Annotated in this window: 15 protein-coding genes; 4 read left to right on the forward strand and 11 right to left on the reverse strand. The window is 69.1% G+C overall.

Annotated features, from left to right (window positions below):
- Window positions 1–4 precede the first annotated feature (4 nt).
- The 4 genes from ISF28_RS01550 to kduI are packed head-to-tail and all read right to left on the reverse strand — an operon-like array spanning window position 5 to window position 3,680.
- The gene (locus ISF28_RS01550; RefSeq protein WP_198115375.1) at window positions 5–1,030 is read right to left on the reverse strand and encodes an aldose epimerase family protein; all 1,026 of its coding nucleotides are present in this window, start codon (window positions 1,028–1,030) and stop codon (window positions 5–7) included.
- Between the two features lie 15 nt (window positions 1,031–1,045).
- Complete coding sequence (locus ISF28_RS01555) at window positions 1,046–2,071, reverse strand: sugar kinase (protein WP_198115376.1); 1,026 nt, start codon at window positions 2,069–2,071, stop codon at window positions 1,046–1,048.
- A complete protein-coding gene (kduD, locus tag ISF28_RS01560; RefSeq protein WP_198115377.1) occupies window positions 2,068–2,823 on the reverse strand; it encodes a 2-dehydro-3-deoxy-D-gluconate 5-dehydrogenase KduD in 756 nt (251 codons plus the stop codon). The genes ISF28_RS01555 and kduD overlap by 4 nt, the downstream gene beginning before the upstream one ends.
- Window positions 2,824–2,831: 8 nt before the next feature.
- Window positions 2,832–3,680 carry a 5-dehydro-4-deoxy-D-glucuronate isomerase gene (kduI, locus tag ISF28_RS01565; RefSeq protein WP_370663370.1) on the reverse strand — a complete coding sequence of 283 codons (849 nt, stop codon included), beginning with the start codon at window positions 3,678–3,680 and terminating at the stop codon, window positions 2,832–2,834.
- A gap of 438 nt (window positions 3,681–4,118) precedes the next feature.
- Here kduI and ISF28_RS01570 point away from each other — a divergent pair, with 438 nt between their 5' ends.
- Both ISF28_RS01570 and ISF28_RS01575 read left to right on the forward strand, forming a co-directional pair.
- The gene (locus ISF28_RS01570) at window positions 4,119–7,193 is read left to right on the forward strand and encodes a putative Ig domain-containing protein (protein ID WP_198115378.1); all 3,075 of its coding nucleotides are present in this window, start codon (window positions 4,119–4,121) and stop codon (window positions 7,191–7,193) included.
- A 9-nt stretch (window positions 7,194–7,202) separates the two neighbouring features.
- Window positions 7,203–7,793: an NF038129 family PEP-CTERM protein gene (locus ISF28_RS01575; RefSeq protein WP_198115379.1), complete on the forward strand. Its 591-nt coding sequence runs from the start codon at window positions 7,203–7,205 to the stop codon at window positions 7,791–7,793.
- Between the two features lie 99 nt (window positions 7,794–7,892).
- Here the strand turns inward: ISF28_RS01575 and ISF28_RS01580 are convergent, their stop codons facing one another.
- Window positions 7,893–8,726 carry a lipid-binding SYLF domain-containing protein gene (locus ISF28_RS01580; RefSeq protein ID WP_198115380.1) on the reverse strand — a complete coding sequence of 278 codons (834 nt, stop codon included), beginning with the start codon at window positions 8,724–8,726 and terminating at the stop codon, window positions 7,893–7,895.
- A gap of 137 nt (window positions 8,727–8,863) precedes the next feature.
- On the opposite strand from ISF28_RS01580, the gene ISF28_RS30985 reads away from it, so the two are divergent.
- Entirely contained in the window at window positions 8,864–9,916 is a 1,053-nt protein-coding gene (locus tag ISF28_RS30985) for a DUF2784 family protein (RefSeq protein WP_307727413.1), read from the forward strand.
- On the opposite strand, the gene ISF28_RS01595 is transcribed toward ISF28_RS30985, so the two are convergent.
- Window positions 9,913–10,914 (reverse strand): AAA family ATPase, encoded by a 1,002-nt coding sequence (locus ISF28_RS01595; protein WP_198115381.1) that lies wholly within the window; start codon window positions 10,912–10,914, stop codon window positions 9,913–9,915. The two genes, ISF28_RS30985 and ISF28_RS01595, sit on opposite strands and share 4 nt — an antisense overlap.
- Before the next feature lie 182 nt (window positions 10,915–11,096).
- Between ISF28_RS01595 and ISF28_RS01600 the strand changes: the two genes are divergently transcribed.
- Window positions 11,097–12,641, forward strand: a complete 1,545-nt coding sequence (locus ISF28_RS01600) for a sigma 54-interacting transcriptional regulator (protein ID WP_198115382.1) — start codon at window positions 11,097–11,099, stop codon at window positions 12,639–12,641.
- Between the two features lie 9 nt (window positions 12,642–12,650).
- On the opposite strand, the gene ISF28_RS01605 is transcribed toward ISF28_RS01600, so the two are convergent.
- The 5 genes from ISF28_RS01605 to ISF28_RS01625 all read right to left on the reverse strand — a co-directional run bounded on the left by ISF28_RS01605 (window position 12,651) and on the right by ISF28_RS01625 (window position 19,524).
- Window positions 12,651–13,043 (reverse strand): hypothetical protein, encoded by a 393-nt coding sequence (locus tag ISF28_RS01605; RefSeq protein ID WP_198115383.1) that lies wholly within the window; start codon window positions 13,041–13,043, stop codon window positions 12,651–12,653.
- A 52-nt stretch (window positions 13,044–13,095) separates the two neighbouring features.
- Window positions 13,096–15,291: a serine/threonine-protein kinase gene (locus ISF28_RS01610; RefSeq protein WP_198115384.1), complete on the reverse strand. Its 2,196-nt coding sequence runs from the start codon at window positions 15,289–15,291 to the stop codon at window positions 13,096–13,098.
- A 414-nt stretch (window positions 15,292–15,705) separates the two neighbouring features.
- Window positions 15,706–15,930 (reverse strand): hypothetical protein, encoded by a 225-nt coding sequence (locus tag ISF28_RS01615; RefSeq protein WP_198115385.1) that lies wholly within the window; start codon window positions 15,928–15,930, stop codon window positions 15,706–15,708.
- 117 nt (window positions 15,931–16,047) lie between these two features.
- A complete protein-coding gene (locus ISF28_RS01620; RefSeq protein WP_198115386.1) occupies window positions 16,048–17,910 on the reverse strand; it encodes an AI-2E family transporter in 1,863 nt (620 codons plus the stop codon).
- An 84-nt stretch (window positions 17,911–17,994) separates the two neighbouring features.
- Entirely contained in the window at window positions 17,995–19,524 is a 1,530-nt protein-coding gene (locus tag ISF28_RS01625; protein WP_198115387.1) for an FAD-dependent oxidoreductase, read from the reverse strand.
- Window positions 19,525–19,723: the final 199 nt, after the last annotated feature.

Below are 19,723 nucleotides of genomic sequence, written 5' to 3' on the forward strand. Positions count from 1 at the left end.
TTGTCTAGTCGGAGTTGGTGATGGACGCCTGCGGCCAGGCGGCGATGCGGTAGCGGGTTTCCCACGGGGCGTCGGGCCCGATCGCGATGCCCAGCCGGTCGGCCAGCGGATGGTCGGCGGGCGCGGTGGCGACGCGGCCCAGGTCGAACAGGCTGTTGACCGGTTCCGCGCCCAGCGCGAGGTGACTGCTCATCCAGGGGAAGTGGATGCGCCCGCCGTTGCTCACCCAGAGCAGCAGGTCGGGCAGCTGCGCCGTGTCCCACCACAGGCCGACGCAGGCGTCGTAATCGAGGTAGTGCAGCGCGAGCGGGGCCTGGGCGCCAGTGCCGCCGATGGCGCGCACCTGCAGCAGTTCCTCGGCCGGCGCGGCGAACGGCAGGTGCGCCAGGTCGACGGGGCCGTCCACGCCGGCCAGGCTGGCGAGCGATTCGGAGCGCGTGTCGGACAGCAGGCGGGAGATGGCGCCGGCCGGATGCGCCGGGTAGCTGAAAATGCCGTCGTGCGGACCGAGGACCACGCGCACCCGTCCCGCCGCCGACGGCAGGCGGAACGTCGGATGCAGGCCGGCGGGCACGCGCGCCGGCCGCCGCGCCCACACGCGCAGCACGATGTCGACGGCGGGAGCGTGCGGATCGGCCGCGATCTCGCGCTCCATGTGTTCGATCGGCGAGCCTGGCGGGTAATCGATGGCGAGATGGATGCGGGTCTCGCTCGCGGACACGCAGCGCCAGTGGTGGTTCGCCGCGTAGCCGTGGTTCCATTCGTCGGACGGCAAGTGCGTGCGCCATGTGGCCGGCAGGCCGTCCGGCGGCTCGGTGCAGCCGAACGGCAGACATGGCCACTCGCCGCGCAGGCGGCGCATGATGCCGGGCAGGCTGCCGGCGCGCGTCATGCCCGCCCACGGCGCCACGTGCATGATGTCCAGCTCGCGCTCGTCGCCGATGCGCAAGGTGACCGGACCGAGCATCGCGCCCAACGATTGCACTTCCGCGCTGCCGTGCTCCCAGGCGAGGCGCCATCGGCCGGTCACGCGGTCCTCCGGTAGTCAGCGGCGCGCATCGTGGGCTCCGGTGTGCGCGGCGCCGATCCGTTCGGCGCGCGCGGGGTTGACGTCGCCCGTGACCGCGTGCTTCAACGCGGCCGCGGCCAGCGCGAACCCGGCCACGTCGGCCGGTTCCATATCGGTCTGCAGCCCGTGCAGCACGCCGGCGGCGAAGGCGTCGCCCGTGCCGATGCGGTCGACGGTGCCGGACAGGCGGTAGCTGCCGCCCGTGACGGATTTCGTGCGCGTGTGCAGCACGGCCGACAGTTCGTGGTTGCCGGCGCCGTGCTGCACGCCGCGCGTCCACGCGAGCAGCGTCAGGTTCGGGAAGGCGGCGAACGCGGTGCGGGCCACCTCGGCGTCGCGCGCCGGGTCGGCGAGTTCGGGGCGGCCCAGCACGAGGGCGATGTCGCGCGGGCCGGCGAACAGCGCGTCCGCCTGGCGCATGGCCTCGAGCAGCAGCGGCGCGCCGTCCTGGCCCCGTTCCGCCCACAGGGGCGCCCGGTAACTGCCGTCGAACGCCACGCGCACGCCGCGCGCGCGGGCCGCGCGCATCGCGGTCAGCACGGCCTGCGCCGGGCCGTCGCCCACGGCCGGCGCGATGCCCGAGACGTGCAGCCAGGCGGCGCCGTCCAGCAGCGCGGACCAGTCGTACAGGTCGGGGTCGGCCAGCGCATAGGCCGAGCCGGCGCGGTCGTAGATGATGTCGGTGGGCTGCTTGCCCGCGCCGGGGTCGAGGAAGTAGAGGCCCATGCGGCCCGGCTGCAGGCGGATGCCGGCCGTGTCGACGCCGTGGGCGCGCAGGCCGTCGAGGGCCGCGCGGCCGAGCGGGTTGTCCGGCAGGACGCTGACCATCGCGGCGCGGTGGCCGAGCAGCGCGAGCGCGACGGCGACGTTGGCTTCCGCGCCGTCGGTGCCGGCGTCGAAGGCCGGCGTCTGCAGCGGTATGCGGCCCGGCGGCGCGGCGAGGCGCAGCAGGATCTCGCCGAAGCAGACGATGCGGCCCGGCAGGTCGGGATGCGCGCTCATCGGGCGAGCCAGCCGCCGTCGACGGGCAGCACGATGCCGTGGACGTAGTCGCTCGCGCGGCTCGCCAGGAACACGGCGGCGCCGGCCAGGTCCTGCGGCTGGCCCCAGCGGCCGGCCGGGATGCGGGCGAGGATCGCCGGCTCGCGCACGGGATCGGCGCGCAGCGCGGCCGTGTTGTTGGTGTCGAAGTAGCCGGGCGCGATCGCGTTCACGTTGATGCCTTGCGCGGCCCACTCGTTGGCCAGCGCCCGCGTGAGCCCGGCGACGGCGCTCTTGCTGGCCGCGTAGGCCGGCACGCGGATGCCGCCCTGGAACGACAGCAGCGACGCGATGTTGACGATCTTGCCGCCGCCGTGCGCGGCCATGTGGCGCGCCGCGGCCTGCGCCAGGAAGAACACGGATTTCAGGTTGGTGTCGAGCACGGCGTCCCAGTCCGCTTCCTCGACGTCGAGGCTGTCGGCGCGGCGGATGATGCCCGCGTTGTTGACGACGATGTCGAGCCGCCCGTTGAACTTGATGGCGGCGTCGACGGCTTCGCGCACCGGGCTAGTGGCCGACAGGTCCGCGCGCACGTCCAGGAAGCGGCGGCCCAGGGCCGTCACGCGGTCGCGCGTCTCGTCGGCGGCGCTGCGGCCGACCGCCACGATGTCGGCGCCGGCCGCGGCGAGCGCGATGGCGATGCCCTGGCCGAGTCCCGTGTTGGCGCCGGTCACGAGCGCCGTGCGTCCCGCGAGGTTGAAGAGGTCGAGCATGGGATTCCTCACTTGAGCTGGCAGATGTCCAGGACCTTCATGTCCGTGTAGTCGAGGTTTTCGCCGCCCATCGCCCAGATGAAGGCATAGTTGGCGGTGCCGGACCCCATGTGGATCGACCACGGCGGCGACACGACGGCCTGCTCGTTGGCGACGACGATGTGGCGCGCGGCATCCGGTTCGCCCATGAAGTGGAAGACGCGCTGGTCGTCCTGCAGGTCGAAATAGAAATAGACCTCGGAGCGGCGTTCGTGCACGTGCGGCGGCATCGTGTTCCAGACGCTGCCCGTCTTGAGGATCGTGAGGCCCAGCAGCAGCTGGGCCGATTTGCACACGCCCGGGATCACGTACTGGTAGATCGTCCGTTCGTTCGACGTCGCGGCGCTGCCGCGTTCCAGCGGGATCGCCTCGGCATGCGTGATCTTGGTCAGTTCGCAGCGCACGTGCGCCGGCGTCGACGCGAGGTAGAAACGGGCCGGGTTGGCGGCGTCCAGCGATTCGAACACGACGTTGCTGCTCCCCATCGGGACGTACAGGCCGTCGCGCGGCGCCAGGTCGAACGCCTGGCCGTCGACGGTGACGCGGCCCGCGCCGCCCGCCACGTTGATGATGCCCAGCTCGCGCCGGGCGAGGAACGGCTGGCCCGCGGTGGACGCGGGCTCGGTCTGGACGGGCAGGGCGACCGGACCGCGGACGGGCGCGGCGCCGCCGATGACGAAACGCTCGTCGTGGCAATAGTTCAGGGTGACGGCGTCCTGGGCGAACATGCGGTCGATCAGGTAGCGCTGGCGCAGCTGATCGTTGCTGGTGCCGGCCATCATGTCCGGGTGGGTGGCGTAATACGTCTTCTCGAACACTGGTCTCTCCTCGTCGTTCGTTATCGGTCTGCGGTTATCGATAACAATGATATCAGGGTATTTCGAAAAGTCAAATTTGCACCGCCGGGGCCGGGCAAAAAAAAACCTGCCCCCAGCGAGAGGCAGGTCGAATACGGGCCTGGAACGTGCCCGCAAGGAGATCGCGGTTTCGGCATTGCCGTTACAGCGCAAGTTAACGATAACAAAACTTATCGTATTGATCAATATATTTTTGCGCGAGGCCCAATTCGGCCACCGGAATGTCATATGCATAAGTGTTTTATCGCAAATACAACATGTGTCGGTAACGATAACAAATTTCCTTCGCTTTTATTGTCCTCGTGATACGATCGCCTCGCTATCGATAACACAACAGTGCAGAGGAGACCGTGTCGTCGACGGCATCACATCGATTTGGTTAGCAAAATAAGGACAACCATGAATAACCATTCACATCCGAGGTGGAAGGCGTTGCGCCGCAACGCGAAAGAGCAGATCGTGGTACTGACATTGGCGGGGGCGCTGGCGTTGCCAGGCGGCGGTGCCCAAGCCGTGCCGTATGTCGCCACGCCGATGGCCCAACCGGTGGTCAGCAGCGCCGGTTTCCGCCATCCCGACCTGGGCTTCACGCCCGAGCAGCTGGAATACGTACGCCAGCAGATCCGCGCCGACGTCGAGCCGTACAAGACGTACTACGACATCCTGTCCACGGTGTGCTGCAATTACGCGAGCATCAACCTGCAGCCCACGAACCGGGATTCGACCAAGGTCGACACGCCGAACACGCCGAACTACAACGGCAGCACGGCGCAGACGCGCATGATCAACGATTCGCAGGGCGCGCTGACGCAGGCGATTCTGTATTACGTCACGGGCCGCAACGAGTACCGGCGCAACGCGATGCGCATCCTGCGCACGTGGAGCAATATGAACCCGGACGGGTATGCGTACTTCCCGGACGCGCATATCCACAACGGCGTGCCGCTGTCGCGCATGCTGATGGCCGCCGAGATCATGCGCTACACGCCGGCCGATCCGACGTACACCGACTATCCGCTCGCGTGGACGGACACCGACACGCAGAAGCTCAAGGACAACCTGATCGATCCGATGGAGCGCACCTTCTTCTCCAGTAACGAGCGGTTCAGGAACCAGCAACAGTATTCGCTCGTGGGCCGGATCGCCGGCGCGATCTTCACGGACAACCGCGCCCGCTACGACGAAAGCGTAGAATGGCTGACGGTGAACTCGACGTCGACGCGCCAGGACATCAACGGCGCGCTGATGTCGGCGATCGCCCGGATCGGCGCGGACGACCCGCTCAACAAGACCGGCCACACGTTCTGGGAGATCCAGGAAATGTCGCGCGACGGGGCCCATGCGGGCGACAACGTCGATATCCTGGGCGGCCTGCTGCGCCTGGTGACTGCCCAGGGCACGAAAGTCGATCCGTTCACGGGCAAGCCGTCCACCGGCACCGATGCCGTCAGCGTCTACCGCTTCGGCGACGACCGCCTGCTGCGCGGTGCGAACGCGTACGCCCAGTACATGCTCGGCTACGACACGCCGTGGGCCGACACGACGGGCGGCACGTCCGGCATCGCGCCGTCCTACCGCGGCCGCCTGTACGAGGTGGATGCCATCGCCGAGATCTACAACACCTACAAATACGTGGAGGGCGTCGACGTCGACGCGGAAGCGCCTTACCTGGCGACGGCCGCGCGCCACGCCAACGGTCCCGCCATCCCGTGGGGCCGGGCGACGCCCAACAACAAGGACATGGGACCGACGGCCTTCCTGACCTTGCCGCAGGCATTGACGGGCGTGGCGCCGCCGCCGAGTACACCGGGCATCCTGGAGACGGAACGCAAGTCGGTCTTCGAGGGCGGCACCTGGGCGATGCAGACGGAAGGCGACCGCACGTTCGGCCACGCCGCCGTCACGCCGGGCGGCGCGACGATCGTGTTCCACGACGTGCAGTACGCGAACCGCTCGCAGTACGCGCCCGTCGGCATCATGGTCCGCACCACCGGGCCGGTGACCTTGTCGGCCGCCGCCGCCCGCGACGCGAGCCCGTGGTCGCTGATGACGGTGCCCGACACGCACGGCCAATGGCGCTACATCGTGCCCGACACGTCGGCGGCCGCCATCGGCAACCGCTGGCTGGGCGACAACATCATGTTCTTCACCTTCTCCGGGCCCGAGGGCACCGCGGTGGACGTGGATTACGTGAACATGGCCGCCCCTAGCCAGCTCACGCCGCCGCGCTTTGCCATGCCCGTGTTCCCCGTGACGGAGATCGTCGTGCAGGGCATGCCCTATCACGCGGACTACGTCGCCACGGACGCGAACGCGGCCGACAGCGTGACGTACGAAGGCGTCAAGCTGCCCGCGGGCGCGATCGTGAGCGCGTCGAGCGGCGCGTTCGACTGGACGCCCGCAGCGGACCAGGTCGGCGTGCACGACGTCGTCGTCGCCGCGACGGACGGCGTCGCCATCAGCACGATGACGGCGCGCCTGAACGTCCAGCCGGACCGCGCCTCCGCGTTCCAGGCCGCGCTCGAAGGCTACGACCCGTCCGCCGCGTACACGACGCCGTCGCTGGCCACGTTCAAGGCCGAACTGGCGCCGCTGCAGGCGTCGATGACGAGCGTGTCCGACGCCGATTTCCCGGCCCTGCTCAAGGCCGTGCAGGCGGCCGTGCGCAAGCTCGAGCTGGTCAATCCACGCGTCGCGTCCGACGGCAGCCTCGATTGGAGCAAGAACATGGTGACGACCACCGGCTTCGGCGCCGACCGTCCGGCCCTGCTCGTCGACGGCAACTACAACAGTTATTCCGGCGACCTGCGCGCGCCGATCTATATGGACTTCGGCGAGAACTACCGCGTGTCCGTGGGCGCGTTCGGCATCCAGGCGCGCTACATGTTCGCCAACCGCTCGCAGGGGGCCAATGTGTACGGGTCGAACGACAACGTGAACTGGACGCTGCTCACGAGCCGCGAGACGACCGACACGAGCGGCCAGAACTTCCAGATGGAAGTCATTCCCGTGCTGCCGGGCCTGGAGGACAAGCGCTTCCGCTATTTCATGGTGCGCGTGGACGATCCGGGGCCGCCCACCGATCCGGCGTATCCGGGCATTTCGTCCTATGGTGAGTTCCGTTTCTACGGCACGCGCTACGACCTGTTGTCGCCCGTGGACGTGACGGGCAGCGTGCGCATCGCTCGTTCCGGCCTGACCATGAACCGCTTCACGCAGAAGTACACCGGCACCGTGACGATCACGAACACGGGCACGGCGGCGCTTCCCGGCCCGCTGCAGTTCCGGCTCGGCGGCCTGACGAGCGGCGTCACGCTCGACAATGCGACGGGCGTGCAGGACGGCGTGCCCTACATCACCCTGGGCGCAGCCGAACTGGCGCCGGGACAGTCGGCGACCGTGACGACGACGTTCTCGAATCCGGCCCGGGCCGCGATCGGGTACACGCCGCAACTCATCAACGTCAAATACTAGGAGACCGATATGCAATCCATGAAGCACCGCGCGGCCCGCCTGCTGGCCGCCACCTGGATGTGCCTGTGGGCCGGCACGGCGCTGGCCGTGCCTTACCACCACGTCGACATCGACACGTCCACGCTCGGCACCGGCATGGCGTATCTCGGCCTCGATTTCCTCGGCGTCGACGGCGCCACGCCGGCCAGCGCGACCGTCGACAACCTGGCCGGCGCGCTGCTGGGCATCCCGGTCGCGTCCGGATCGGTGACGGCCGGCCCGACCGGCACGCTGACGTTCACGAACGATGGCGGCGGCGGCGACTGGTTCCAGGCGATCCAGTTGGGCGGCCATTTCACCTTCGACGTCAGCTTCTTGTTCGGCGCCGGCGTGGACGGCAGCACGTTCAGCTGGTCCGTGTTCGACGACACGCACTATCTGGGCGTCGACGGCAACCTGGGCAGCATCGACCTGCATCCCGAGGCGGTAGTCGGCAGCGGCCTCACCGCCGCGCCGGACAATGCGTTCAGTACCGTGCGCGCGGTGCCGGAGCCGTCCACGCTGCTGCTGATGGCGCTGGCCGGCGGCCTGATGGCGGTCCGGCGCCGCATCCGGGCCTGAAGTCGCCGCGGGCGGGCGCGTGGCCGTACCGCGTCCGCCACGGTGCGCCGGCGGTCGTCACGCGGGACGGTGCATGCAGGGAGCGCATGGCCCCGTGCCCTAGCGTGCGCCGCCCTTGCCGGTGCCGGCTCCAGCCGGCGCCGGCGGACTGCCGAGCACCTTGCGCAGCGCGTCCGCCTGGGCGTTGATCTCCGTGCTGTCGATGGCCTGCGGCGCCGTCGTCGGCTTGCCGTAATACGCCTCCGTGAGCCGCTGGTTGTAGTGGACGTCGTTGATGCCGACCGTGGCCGCGTTGCCGAACAGGCCTTTGCTGCCGGACCAGACGACGACGTCGCCCGCCGTCGAGCCTTGTGCCATGCGCGCGAAGTTCACGACGGTTAGGCCGGCGTCGGCGCTGAGCGAGAAATTGTTGCGGTTGCGGAAGCTGTCCACGGCCTTCTGGTTCATCAGGAGCAGGGCCAGCGGCCCGCCTTCCGCGCCGGCCTGGATGCCGATGCTCAGTCCGCCAATGTTGAAGAACGCCGGATTGCCCCACGTGCCGTCCGTGCGCCTGACCATCAGCACCCCCGCGCCGCCGGCCCCGCCGACACCCAGCGCCGCGCGGCCGTAGGTGGGCACGATGAAGACGCCGCGGGCGCGGGCCAGCAACGCCGGCATGCCCGGCTCCGCGCTCATCCTGTTCACGACGCCGACGGCATCGCTGACGTGCTTGACGGCCGTCTGCTGGCGCCGCGTGGCGGTGTCGCTGCTCCCGGCGTGAGCGGTCTTGGCGGACGCCGGGGTGGCGGTGCGCGACGCTTGCGCGGCCCCTGCGGTGGCCGCCGGCAAGGCGCAGGCGACGAAGAGCAGGGCGGCGATGCCGGCCAGGGCATGCCGCAGGGCCGACCGGCGCCCGTCCGTGCGCGGAGTCGGGGGTATTGCGCGTTGTGTCATGGCGATCTCCTCGGTGCGGCCGGATGGCGGTCCGGCGGTTCAGGTGGAGCTTAGGGGGGCACCCGGATATGCGTTTGACATGAATCAGTCGTGCGCGGGGCGTAACATGGAGCACCCGGCCGCACGGAGCCACGCCGATGATCTATCGCGTACTCGCCGCCGCGGTGCTGCTGCTGCACCTCGGTTTCATCCTGTTCGTCATGGCCGGCGCGGCGCTCGTCGTGCGCCGGCGCCGCCTGTGGCCGCTGCACGTGGCCGCCGTCGCGTGGGGGATCGCCATCGAGGTCATGGGCGGCGCCTGCCCGTTGACCGCCCTCGAGAACCGCTTGCGGCTGCTGGCCGGGACGGCGGGCTACGCCGGCGGCTTCGTCGACCATTACCTCGTCGCGCTGATCTATCCCGCCGGCCTCACGCGCGGCACGCAATGGCTGCTGGCCGCCGCCGTCCTGGGCGTGAACGCCGTGCTGTACGCGCGCATCCTGCGGGACGCACGGTTAGCCGGCCTTGACGCAGGTCTGTCCCGGGCGCGGAACCGTCGACGTGGCGGCCGATCCAATCTCAGGACGGCCGCCCTGTCGGCCCGGGAGATTGTCATGGAAAACATATTTGTGCGTTCATGGTGGGTTCCCGCCCTGCGCGGACTGCTCGGCATCGTGTTCGCGGTCCTGGCCGTTGCCTGGCCGGGGCTGACGCTGCTGACCCTGGTCGCGCTGTTTGCCGCCTATGCGATCCTGGGCGGCATCGCGTCTCTGGCCGGGGCGCTGCGTCACCGCACGGGCGGGGAGATGCGCTGGGATGCCGTGATCCTCGGCCTGGTCAGCATCGGCGCCGGCCTGGTGGCGGCCTACCATCCGGCCGCGACGGCGCTCCTGCTCGTGCTGATCATGGGCGCGAACGCGCTCGTCGTCGGCGTGCTCGACATCCTCGCCGCGATCCGCCTGCGCCGGGCTATCGCCGGCGAGTGGATGCTGGCGCTGGCGGGTCTGGCCTCGATCGTGTTCGGCGCCCTCGTGTTCGCCCGGCCGGGCGCCGGTGCCGTGGCGCTCGTGTGGTTCGTGAGCCTGTATGCCTTCGTCACGGGCGTGCTGCTGCTTGCGCTCGGCGTGCGGATGCGCGCCTTGGGACGGACCGCCGCGGCCGAGCACGACAGGCGCGTGTTGCCGGACCGGCGCATGTCGCCCGCGCGCTAGGCGCTGCTGCGGTCCAGACGATGGACGCCGCCGGCGTCGGCGCGGCCCGCGCGCGTGGCCGGGGGCGCGAGGTGCAGCGTGGTACGGGCCAGCGCGTCCATGCGCACGCCGAGGGGACGCCGCATCGGGCCCGGTTCCAGGCGCGTGGCGAACATCCACAGCACGGGGTAGTCGAGCGTGGCCGGCACGGCCACGTTGAGGATCATGGCGAGTTGCCAGTCGGCGCACTGGAGGTCGTCGATGCAGATGAGCAGCGGCTGGTTGCCGCCGTTGTGCTGGACCCGGTGCTGGATCAGCGCGCACAGGGCGGCCGTCTGCAGCAGCTGGGTGGCGGGCAGGGGCCATTCCGGGACATCGTCGATGAGGCTGACGCAGGCGTCGACGTGAACCGGCGGCAGGGCCAGCGCGGCGCAGCGTTCGCGTATGCGGTCGGCCAGGGGCGCGTCGCCGGGGGCGGCGGGGCGGTCCAGGCCGAGGAGGGCGAGCATCAGGCTCGTGGCGGTGTGGGCGGCGGGTTGCCCGGCGCTGCCGCCGTCGAGCACGACGCAGACATAGCCGCGGGCGCGGGCGTCGCTGGCGCCGAAGGCGAGCAGGTGCGACTTGCCGGCACCGGCCACGCCCTGCACGTCGATGACCCGTCCCTGGCCGACGGCGTGCACGGCGTCGATGACGGCCCGGCATTGCAGGCGCTCGACGTCCCACGGGTCCGGCGCCGGGCGCGCGGGCGGCGCCTGGTGGTCCGGCGCGGCATCGATCAGCGACTCGACGCCGATGCCGTAGAACGCGGCCAGGTGGCGCACGGTGCGGTAGGGGACGGTACGGCCGGACTCGGCCCGCTTGATGGCGGCGCGCGTGAGGCATTGGCGGCGTTCCTGGAACTGTTCCGACAAGACCTCGCGTCCGCCGCGGCGCAGGCGCAGGGCTTTCAGGTTGTGCACGTCGAGCATGACGCGGGCGTCGAAGGGCTGGATGGGCGAGGAAGCGCAGTTGAGTGTCATGGTACGTTCGCAAAGTGACGCCGCCCCGATGGCGGCAGTACTAGTAATGCAAACGGCGTGCCAGGCGGATTGGCCGTCCTCGGAGGGGATCGCCGTCCTGTTTTCGGCCCTTCCCGTGTTTCTGAGTGTAAAATTGCCATGTTGTTTTACATGTAAAGCGCGCATTCCTTGACGTACCGCACATGAGCGATTCCACCGAATACACCCAGACATTACAGCTGTCCGCCCAGGGCCTTCCGTCCCGGCCGCTGCTCGCGCTGACGATCCTCTGGCATCCGGACCCGGCGCGCATCGGCGAACAATTCGTCGGCGATCCCGGCGCGCTGGAAGTGAACCGCTACGGGCCGTTGTTCTACCGGCCGGGCCAGGCCGGGCTGCCGCTCGGCCACGGCACGATCTCGCGCGACCCCGTGCGGATCGTGCGCGACGGCGACGGCGTCGTCCTGCACCTGCCGGCGACCCGGATGCCGGTCGAATTGAACGGCCGGGCGGCGGCGGGCCAGGTGCGGTTCGACGCGGCCGAGGTCGCGCGCGGCCAGATCCTGATGCTGGGCCGCGCCGTCGTGCTGTGCCTGCACTGGATGAACTGCCTGCCCAAGCACAACCCGGTGCCGGGCCTCGTCGGCGTGGGCGCGGCCGCGATCGGGCTGCGCGACCAGATCCGCATGGTGGCGCCGACGGACATCCCCGTGCTGCTGCTGGGCGAAACGGGCACCGGCAAGGAAATCGCGGCGCGCGCCATCCACGCGCTGGGCCAACGGGCGCAGACGCGGCTGGTGGCCGTGAACATGGCGGCCTTGAACGAATCGCTGGCGGCCGCCGAACTGTTCGGCGCCGCGCGCGGCGCCTACACGGGCGCGCAGGAACGCAAGGGTTTGTTCGCGGAAGCGGACGGCGCCACCTTGTTCCTCGACGAGATCGGGAATGCGCCGCCGAGTGTCCAGCCGATGCTGCTGCGCGTGCTGGAAGGCGGCGACTACCGCCCGCTGGGCGCGAGCCAGGACCGCAAGTCGAGCGCGCGCCTGATCGCCGCGACCGACCAGGACCTGGACGCGGCCGCGTTCAACCAGGCGCTGCTGCGCCGCTTGGAAGGCTTCGCGATCCAGCTGCCGCCGCTGCGCGAACGGCGCGAAGATATCGGCGTCCTGATCGTGCACCTGCTGCAGGCGCATGGCGCCCAGCCGGTGCTGCCGGTGGAACTGGTGGTGGAGATTGCCTGCTTCGACTGGCCCGGCAACATCCGCCAACTGGGGCACACGCTGCGGCGCGCGGCGCTGCTGGTCGAGCACGGCGGCGCGCCGCAGCTCGAGCAACTGGTGCGCTTGACGCCGGCGCCGTCGGGCAGCGCCGCGCGCCTGATGCCAGCACCGGACGCCGTCGCGCCGGCGGCTTCCGCACCGGCGCCCGCGTCCGCGTCACCCGAACCGCCGCGCCGCAAGCCGTCCGAGCTGACGGATGCCGACGTGCTCGACGCGATGGCCGCCAACGATTGGAACATCCAGGCCGCGGCGCGCGCCCTCGGCATCTCGCGGCCCACGATGTACAAGCTGCTCGACGGCCACGGCGAGATCCGCTGGGCCGAGCGGATTCCGGCCGAGGAGATCGAGCGGGCGTTGGCGGCGTGCGACGGGGATGTCGCGCGCTGCGCGGTCGTGCTCAAGACGCCGACGGAGTCGTTGCGGCGGGAAGTGCGGCGGCTGGCGGCAGACGGCCTGACGCCGCACTGAAGGAAGGGATCAGTCGCCCAGCGGCGGCAGGGTGCCGACATCCACCTCGGGATCCGGAAGATAGTAGAACGAAGTGGTTCCGTCACCGTTGTGTGCGGAGAACGACACGGTGAACCCCCATAAGCCCTGCTGCTGCCCGACGTTGACGGTGGAGTGTGCCTTGAGGTTGATCCGATTGCCCTCGATGAACGGGGAGCTGCCGTGGCAACTGCTCTGCATCTGGCCACTGATCAGTACGCATTCCGCGATGTCACCCGGACCGTCGAACTGGAATGCGATCTTGTCGCCCGGCTGGACCTTGAACTGGTCCCCTTCCTGTTGGGCGACGCCGTCGAGGCTCCAAGTGGCCAGGGTCTGACCCTCGACATAGGTAACCAGGAGTTGATGTGTTTGTTGCGGCATGATGCTCCTTTCGGTTGAAAGTTGGACTGCGATCGATCGGGATGAGTCGGAATCAGTTGGCGTGATATTCGGGGTCGCGACGCAGCGCAACCAGGTCTGGCTCGGCCTCCACGTACTTGACCGGATAGCCGAGGCGCAGGGCCTTGGCGATTGCCGCGAGCGCCTGCTTCCGGTCGCCAAGCAGCTCATAGGCGAAGCCGGCACGGAATTGAACGTCGGCAGTCATCGGGGCCAGCGTAAGGGCCCGCATGATCAATTTGCGCGCCTCGTCAGCGTGGCCGGATCTGGCCGCATACAGACCCATGCGCGAGACGAGCAGGACATCGTTCGGTGAGCGCACAAGTTGTTCGGCCAGCAGGTCGCGTGCCTTGTCATAGGCCTTGCGCGCTTCCTCGGAGCGGCCGGGTATCCACAGCAGCGTGTCGCCCAGGTTGGCCCAATTCAAGTAGGAGCCGGGAGCGCCACGGGTCGGAGAGACAGCGTTTTCGAAAGCCTCGGCCGCGCCGACATAGTCGCCACGACGGAACAGGATATTGCCGAGATTCGAATATAGATTGGCACTTGGACGAACTTGCAGGCCTTGTTGCAGTACGCGTAATGCGTCGTCGTTGCGGTTCTGCCGCATCAGGACGGTGGTCAGATTGGCATAAGATCTCACCGCATCCGGTTGCAACGCAATGCTCCGGCGAAAAGCTTCTTCGGCCGACCGTAGATCGGACTGCTCGTAATACACGGAACCCAACGCATCGAGGAAGACGCGTTCGTGCGGAAAGCGGCGTATTGCCTCCGCGATGTTGGCGCGGGCCTCGGGATAGCGCCTTGCGTGCCGAAGGGCTTCCACCTTGCCGTACCAAGCGAAAAAATTCGATGGATCAAGGTGCAAGGCACGCCCGTAAGCCGCGAGCGCGTCGTCCCACCGACCTTGCATATCGCGAACCCAACCTTGAGCGATATGACCGAGCGCCAGTTGATCGTTCAGTTTCAATGCTTGTTGTGCGTCGGCATCGGCTTTGCGCAGCCATGTCTCGTCCTGTCGATCGCTGCCGTAGCGGAGTGCATGGACGAGCGACATGCCGGCAGCCGCGGCAGCGTTGTCCGGGCTGCGCTCCAGTATCCTGTTAAAGTGCGTCTCCGCGTTCTCGAGGCTGCCGGGCAGGTCGAGCAGTTTGAGCGCGGCCAGGCCCTGCTCCATCTCGACCGCTTCGGAATAGGGGACGAGCGCCTGCGTGAGCGCGCCGACCCTGGGCGCCAGTTGCCACCAGAGCCCTCCCAGCAGCGCGATTCCCAGTACCGCACCGGCACCGATGCGCACGGCGCGCCGGGACAGGAGCGATTGCGCCGGGGCTGCGTGGACGCGCGGTGCGGCCGCGCCAGGCTTGCCGGTCAGTTCAGCCAGCCGCCGGACCGCCTCGTCCATGTTCCCGATGCGCTGTTCCGCCTGCCGCGCCGTCATCGCGCGAATCAAGGCGATCAGCCGGGTGTCGAGGCTGTCCGGATAATCCCACCCGTCGGACGAGGTCTGCACGAGCGCGGCGGCCAGCGCCAGGCCGTGCAGCGTCGCGAACGGCCGCGTCCCGCAGGCCAGTTCGTACAGGATGACGCCCAGCGCGTACACGTCCGCGCGCGGATCGGGCGTGGCGCCCTGCAGGCGCTCGGGTGCCATGTAGGCGATCGTGCCCTGGGGATCGGCCTGCTCGGCGGACGCGCTCGAGCCCAGCGACACGGTCTCGGTCGCCAGCGCGTCGTGACGCAGCGCCAGGCCGAAGTCGAGGATGCGCACGCGGCCGTCGTCGTCGACCATGAGGTTGGACGGCTTGATGTCGCCATGGACGAGGCCGGACGCGTGCGCGTCGCGCATGGCGTCCGCGACCTGGCCCACCCAGTCGAGCGCCGTCGCGAGCGGCACCGGGGCGTCCCGCAATAGTTGTTTCAGCGTGCGGCCATGCACCAGTTCCATGACGATGAACTGGCCGCTGTCGTCGTCCTCGACGGCGTGGACCTTGATGAAAGCCGGGTGGCGCAGCGACGCGGCCAAGCGCGCCTCGCGCACGAGGTCGGTCCTTGTCGAGCCGCCGTGGCGGATCGTCTTGATTGCGACGCTGCGCTGCAGACGTGTGTCCCAGGCTTCGTAAACCTCGCCGAAGCCACCTTCGCCCAGTCGGGCGCGGAGCTCGTAATGTTCGGGGTGACGACGTCCGGGAATGACGTCCGGTGCCCTGGTCGCTTCAGGAGGAATGATAGCCGCCATGACCGAAAAATATGATTTACAGCAATATTGTAGCGACAGTGCAACTAAATGGGAGCGATTTTGCGATTGGTTCGTTAACAATTTTTCTCGCGCGATACCGCTGGAGCGGCAGCCTGGGGGTGTCGTTCGGTCTGCCGCTCAGGGACAAGACTGAAACGATGGAGTGTTATGGAACTCCTGGTTGGCAAACGGCGGCGAGTCGATTTATAGATAGGCCGGCGCTTTGGTCTTGTTAGCCGAGCGCGCCGTCGGCGCAAGCTAGAAGTGACGCGCTGAGCCGACGGACGCCGTGGACGGGAGACGCCCGCCCTATAGATGCCTTACCAAGCGGTGTGGTCCTACTGTTGTGTGGCGCTAAACCCCCGGACCTGACTGCGGAAGCCTTCCGAATCGAATTGCCGTAGTGGAATCGAATCAGTCGGAAGTCATTTCCGCACCCTCATTGGAGGCGGTCGAATCGCTTTCTTCATCGGTCGCCTGATCGACCGGCTGCGCTTGCGCATCAACGGTCGAGCTGTCCTGTACGACATGGGAACCGACTTGCAGTTCCGGCAGCGCCGCCGCCGTCCCACTCGCACCCATGCCGATCAGCGCGGCGACCAGCGCCAGCCCTGCACCCAGTTTCTTGTTTTGGACCATGTGCATTTCCTTATCTTCGATTGAACAATATACCGTAGCATTCGTATTTGCTGAATTGCTACATGGAAATTGTACATCAAATAATGAACACCGAGTCAAGCCACAATCAGCTAGCTATCACCCCCGCGCGGCCCGCTCCGGCGCCACGAACGCGAGCGCCTCCTCGAACGAGCGGAGCACGATGTCGACGTGCTCCTCGACCGTCGGCTGCGGCACGGTCGACTGGTCGAACGGCAGCTTGACCGTGGCCAGCAGCGCGTCCGGCAAATGGGTGCGCAGTTCCGCGGCCGCGTTCAGCCAGTCGCCCAGCCGTTCTTCCACGGGGTAGGGCAGGATCACCGTCGAAATCAGTTCGGCCTTGTCCGGCCCCGGACGGTCGGCCGAGCCGATCAGCGTGCTGCGCGCGTCGATGTTCGCGTCGCGCAGCGCGGAGACGAGCAGTTCGCTCATCAGTTCGTCCCGTTCCGCCGCGAGGGCGGCGCACAAGACGACGGAGTGGGCCGGCACGTCGAGCGAGCCTTGCCAGCGGCCCTGGCGCGTTTCGCGCATCTGGCGCAGGTAGGCGCCCAGGTTGGCGTCGAGCAGCGAGACGTCGCGCCGGCGCCGCGTGCGCGCTTGTGCGCGGTCTTCCGGGTTCAGCGTGGCGGCCACGCGGCCCATGGCGGCGCGCATGGTTTCCATCTGGCCTGCGTCGATGCGGCCCGCGCGCATGTCGGCGCCGGCCAGCGCGAGGCCCGGCAGCAGCACCTTGTCGCAATAGCGCGCGAAGCTGGCGCGGCGCAGGTAGGCGTGGGCGTCGCGCACGATCGTGTCGCTGTCGGCCGTCAGCAGGCGTTGGTACAGCCGCTGGGCGCCGGAGACGTTCGGGGCGTCGCCCAGCAGGATCGTCACCGCTTCCAGCCCGCGCACGTGGCGGCCGGCGACGACGAAGCACAGGGTCAGCGGCGTCGACAGCAACAGGCCCACCGGGCCCCACATCGCGCCCCAGAACACGGCCGAGATGATGACGGCGAGCGGCGACAGGCCCGAGGTGTGGCCATAGACTTTGGGTTCGACGACGTTGGCGACGAACAGTTCGAGCGCGACGAACAGGGCGATGCACGACAGCGCCAGCTGCCAGCCGGGGTCGATGGCGGCGACGAACACGGCGATGACGGCGCCGGCCCCCATCACGCCGAGATACGGCACGAAGCGCATCATGCCGGACAGCGCGCCCCACAGGCCCGCGTGCGGCACGCCGGCGAGCCACAGCAGCACGCCGATCAGCGTGCCGAACGTCAGGTTCACGGTGAACAGCGACAGGAAGAAGCGCGAGACGCCCTGGGCCGCGTCGCCCAGCGTGCGGATCGTGCGGTTGATCTCGGTCTGGCCGGCGAGGCGGATCAGGCGGTCGCGCAGCGATTCGTGTTCCAGCGAGATGAACACGAGCAGCACGAGCACGAGGCCGGCCTCGCCGAGCGGGCCCCAGGCCATCGAAAACAGCCGGGCGAGCGAGTCGCGCGTCGTCAGGCGCGGCTGGCGGATCTCGACCGGGAGCGGCTGCGTGGGACTGACCGTCACCGTGTTGATGCCGCGCCGGCCGCTGACCGTGCCGCGTTCCTGCGGCTGCACGGCGCTGATCTCGGCCTCGATGCGTGCGAACGGCCGCTCCGTCAGTTCGCGCACGGCCGACACCTTGGTGCGGATCGCGGCGCGGTATTTCGGCAGGTCGCCCGTCACCGCGACGAGCTGGAAGGCGAGAACGATGCCCAGGCCGATGACGCACGTGCCGACCATCAGCACCGACAGCAGGGTGGCGGGCTGCTGGCCCAGGCCGATGCGGCGCAGGGTGCGGATCAGCGGGGCGATGACCAGGCTCAGGATGACCGCCAGCGCCAGCGGTTCCAGGACGGCACGGCCGAAATACAGCAGACCGAGCACGCAGCAGACGGTGACGATCGAACTGGCGGTCAGTTGCTTGAACAGAGAGGATTCGCGCATTCGCGGCCCGGCAAAACCGCCAATGTAGCAAAAAACGTGGCCGATAATCAAATTTCGTGGAGGAAAATTTTTCTCGTTCCCCATTCAGGCCGGCGTGTCCCGTCCCGGCGCCAGCGCGGCCGCCCCCAGCGGCGCGAGCGCCGGTCCTTCCAGCACCCGTCCGTCCGGGCCGAAGCGGCTGCCGTGGCAGTGGCAATCCCAGCTCGTTTCCGCAGCGTTCCAGGTCAGTTCGCATCCCATGTGCGAGCACTTGCCGGCCACGGCCAGCAGCGCGCCGTCCGCGCGGCGGTAGACGGCGACCGGCTGGCCGCCGACGGCGATCTTGCGGCTCCGGCAGGGCGGCAGGTCCGCCAGCCGCGCCTGCGTGATGGCGTCGAGTTCGGGCAGGCGGTCCGGTGCGGCCGGTCCCGTGCTTTCGCGCTTGAATCCGTCGGGCCGCCCGCCGGACAGCAGCCGCGCGGGATCGTACAGGCCGTGGCAGGGATGCACGCGCCCGAGGATGCCGTCGGCCAGCAGCATGCCGGCCAGCGTGCCGTATACGAGCCCGTCGGCCGAGAAGCCGGTGGCGATCCATGTGCGGGCCGCGTCGACGTTGCGGCCGATGAACGGCAGCTTGTCCCGCGCGCGGTAGCGCTGCGCCGACCAGCGGTATTCGACCGGACCGATGGGAAAGCGGTCGCGCGCGAATGCGTCGAGGCGGCGGTAGCGCTCGTCGCCGACGGCGGCGCCAGCCGGGTGCGCGCTGCCGACGACGACCAGGTAGGGCCGGCCGAATGCCGTGTGGCTGCGCAGCGAGTGATTGTCGGCGCCGAGGCTCCAGTAGATGCCGGGCGCCGGCTGGGCGTCGTGCAGCGGCGCGGCGATCGCGTATTCGCGCACCGTCTCCAGCTGCGACTGGACGAGGTGGATGCCGGCCGGCGTGTGCGTCGCCAGCACGATGGCGGCGGCGGTCACGCTGCCCTGTTCCGTGCGGACGGCGCCGGCGGCATCGTCGACGGCCAGCACGCGGGTGTTCTCGAACACGAGGCAGTTCTCGCCGGCGATGCGCAGCAGCAGCTGGCGCAGGTAGTCCAGCGGCTGGAACTGGGCTTGGGCGTCGATGCGCAGCGCCCGTTCCAGCGCGACGGCCGGATGCAGGCCGACCGCGGCGCCGTCCATGAGGCGGGCCGGCAGGCCGGCGCGGACGGCCGCCGCGTGCTCGATCTCGATGGCGCGCACGTGCGCCGCGTCCGCCGCGATCAGATGCCACGGCACGCGCCGGAAGCCGCATTCGAGGCCAAGGCGGGCCACCGTCGCCTCGATCAGGTCGACGGCGGCCGCGCGCCCGGCCACGACCTGGCGCACGGCGTCCTCATCGCGTTCCCGTTCGAGCGTGGCGAGGCCCATGTCGACGGGCGCGTACAGATTGCCCGTCGAGTGGCCGGAACTGCCGCCGCCCACCCGGTCCGCTTCGAGGACGGCGACGCGCCGGCCCGCTTCGACCAGGCGCATGGCCGTCGTCAGACCCGTGATGCCGGCGCCGACGATGGCGACGTCGACGACGATGTCCGTTTGCAGGGTGGGCAGGCAGGCCGTCCGCGCAGCCGTGCCTTGCCAGAGCGAAGTCGTGTCCATGGCGATGATCCTCCGTGTGCGCTTGTCTGCATGGATGATCCCGGCAATCGCCGCCGGGCGGCGCAGCCTTGACCGTAGTAAATGCCGCGCGCCGGACCCGGCGGTTACGGCACGTAACGTGCGGGGCGAGGGGGAATCGCGATGCTATTCTGGTTTTTTCGGCGGCGCGCGGGCGGTTCCGCGCGCGCCGGCTCATGGA

The sequence above is a fragment of the Massilia rhizosphaerae genome (assembly GCF_016093545.1).
Taxonomy (GTDB): Bacteria; Pseudomonadota; Gammaproteobacteria; order Burkholderiales; family Burkholderiaceae_D; genus Telluria; species Telluria rhizosphaerae.

Bases quoted from the DNA above. Each gene is read 5' to 3' on its own strand.
- ISF28_RS01555 (WP_198115376.1), bottom strand. From the start codon at position 2,071: ATGAGCGCGCATCCCGACCTGCCGGGCCGCATCGTCTGCTTCGGCGAG.
- kduD (WP_198115377.1), bottom strand. From the start codon at position 2,823: ATGCTCGACCTCTTCAACCTCGCGGGACGCACGGCGCTCGTGACCGGC.
- ISF28_RS01570 (WP_198115378.1), top strand. From the start codon at position 4,119: ATGAATAACCATTCACATCCGAGGTGGAAGGCGTTGCGCCGCAACGCG.
- ISF28_RS01575 (WP_198115379.1), top strand. From the start codon at position 7,203: ATGCAATCCATGAAGCACCGCGCGGCCCGCCTGCTGGCCGCCACCTGG.
- ISF28_RS01580 (WP_198115380.1), bottom strand. From the start codon at position 8,726: ATGACACAACGCGCAATACCCCCGACTCCGCGCACGGACGGGCGCCGG.
- ISF28_RS30985 (WP_307727413.1), top strand. From the start codon at position 8,864: ATGATCTATCGCGTACTCGCCGCCGCGGTGCTGCTGCTGCACCTCGGT.
- ISF28_RS01595 (WP_198115381.1), bottom strand. From the start codon at position 10,914: ATGACACTCAACTGCGCTTCCTCGCCCATCCAGCCCTTCGACGCCCGC.
- ISF28_RS01600 (WP_198115382.1), top strand. From the start codon at position 11,097: ATGAGCGATTCCACCGAATACACCCAGACATTACAGCTGTCCGCCCAG.
- ISF28_RS01605 (WP_198115383.1), bottom strand. From the start codon at position 13,043: ATGCCGCAACAAACACATCAACTCCTGGTTACCTATGTCGAGGGTCAG.
- ISF28_RS01610 (WP_198115384.1), bottom strand. From the start codon at position 15,291: ATGGCGGCTATCATTCCTCCTGAAGCGACCAGGGCACCGGACGTCATT.
- ISF28_RS01615 (WP_198115385.1), bottom strand. From the start codon at position 15,930: ATGGTCCAAAACAAGAAACTGGGTGCAGGGCTGGCGCTGGTCGCCGCG.
- ISF28_RS01620 (WP_198115386.1), bottom strand. From the start codon at position 17,910: ATGCGCGAATCCTCTCTGTTCAAGCAACTGACCGCCAGTTCGATCGTC.
- ISF28_RS01625 (WP_198115387.1), bottom strand. From the start codon at position 19,524: ATGGACACGACTTCGCTCTGGCAAGGCACGGCTGCGCGGACGGCCTGC.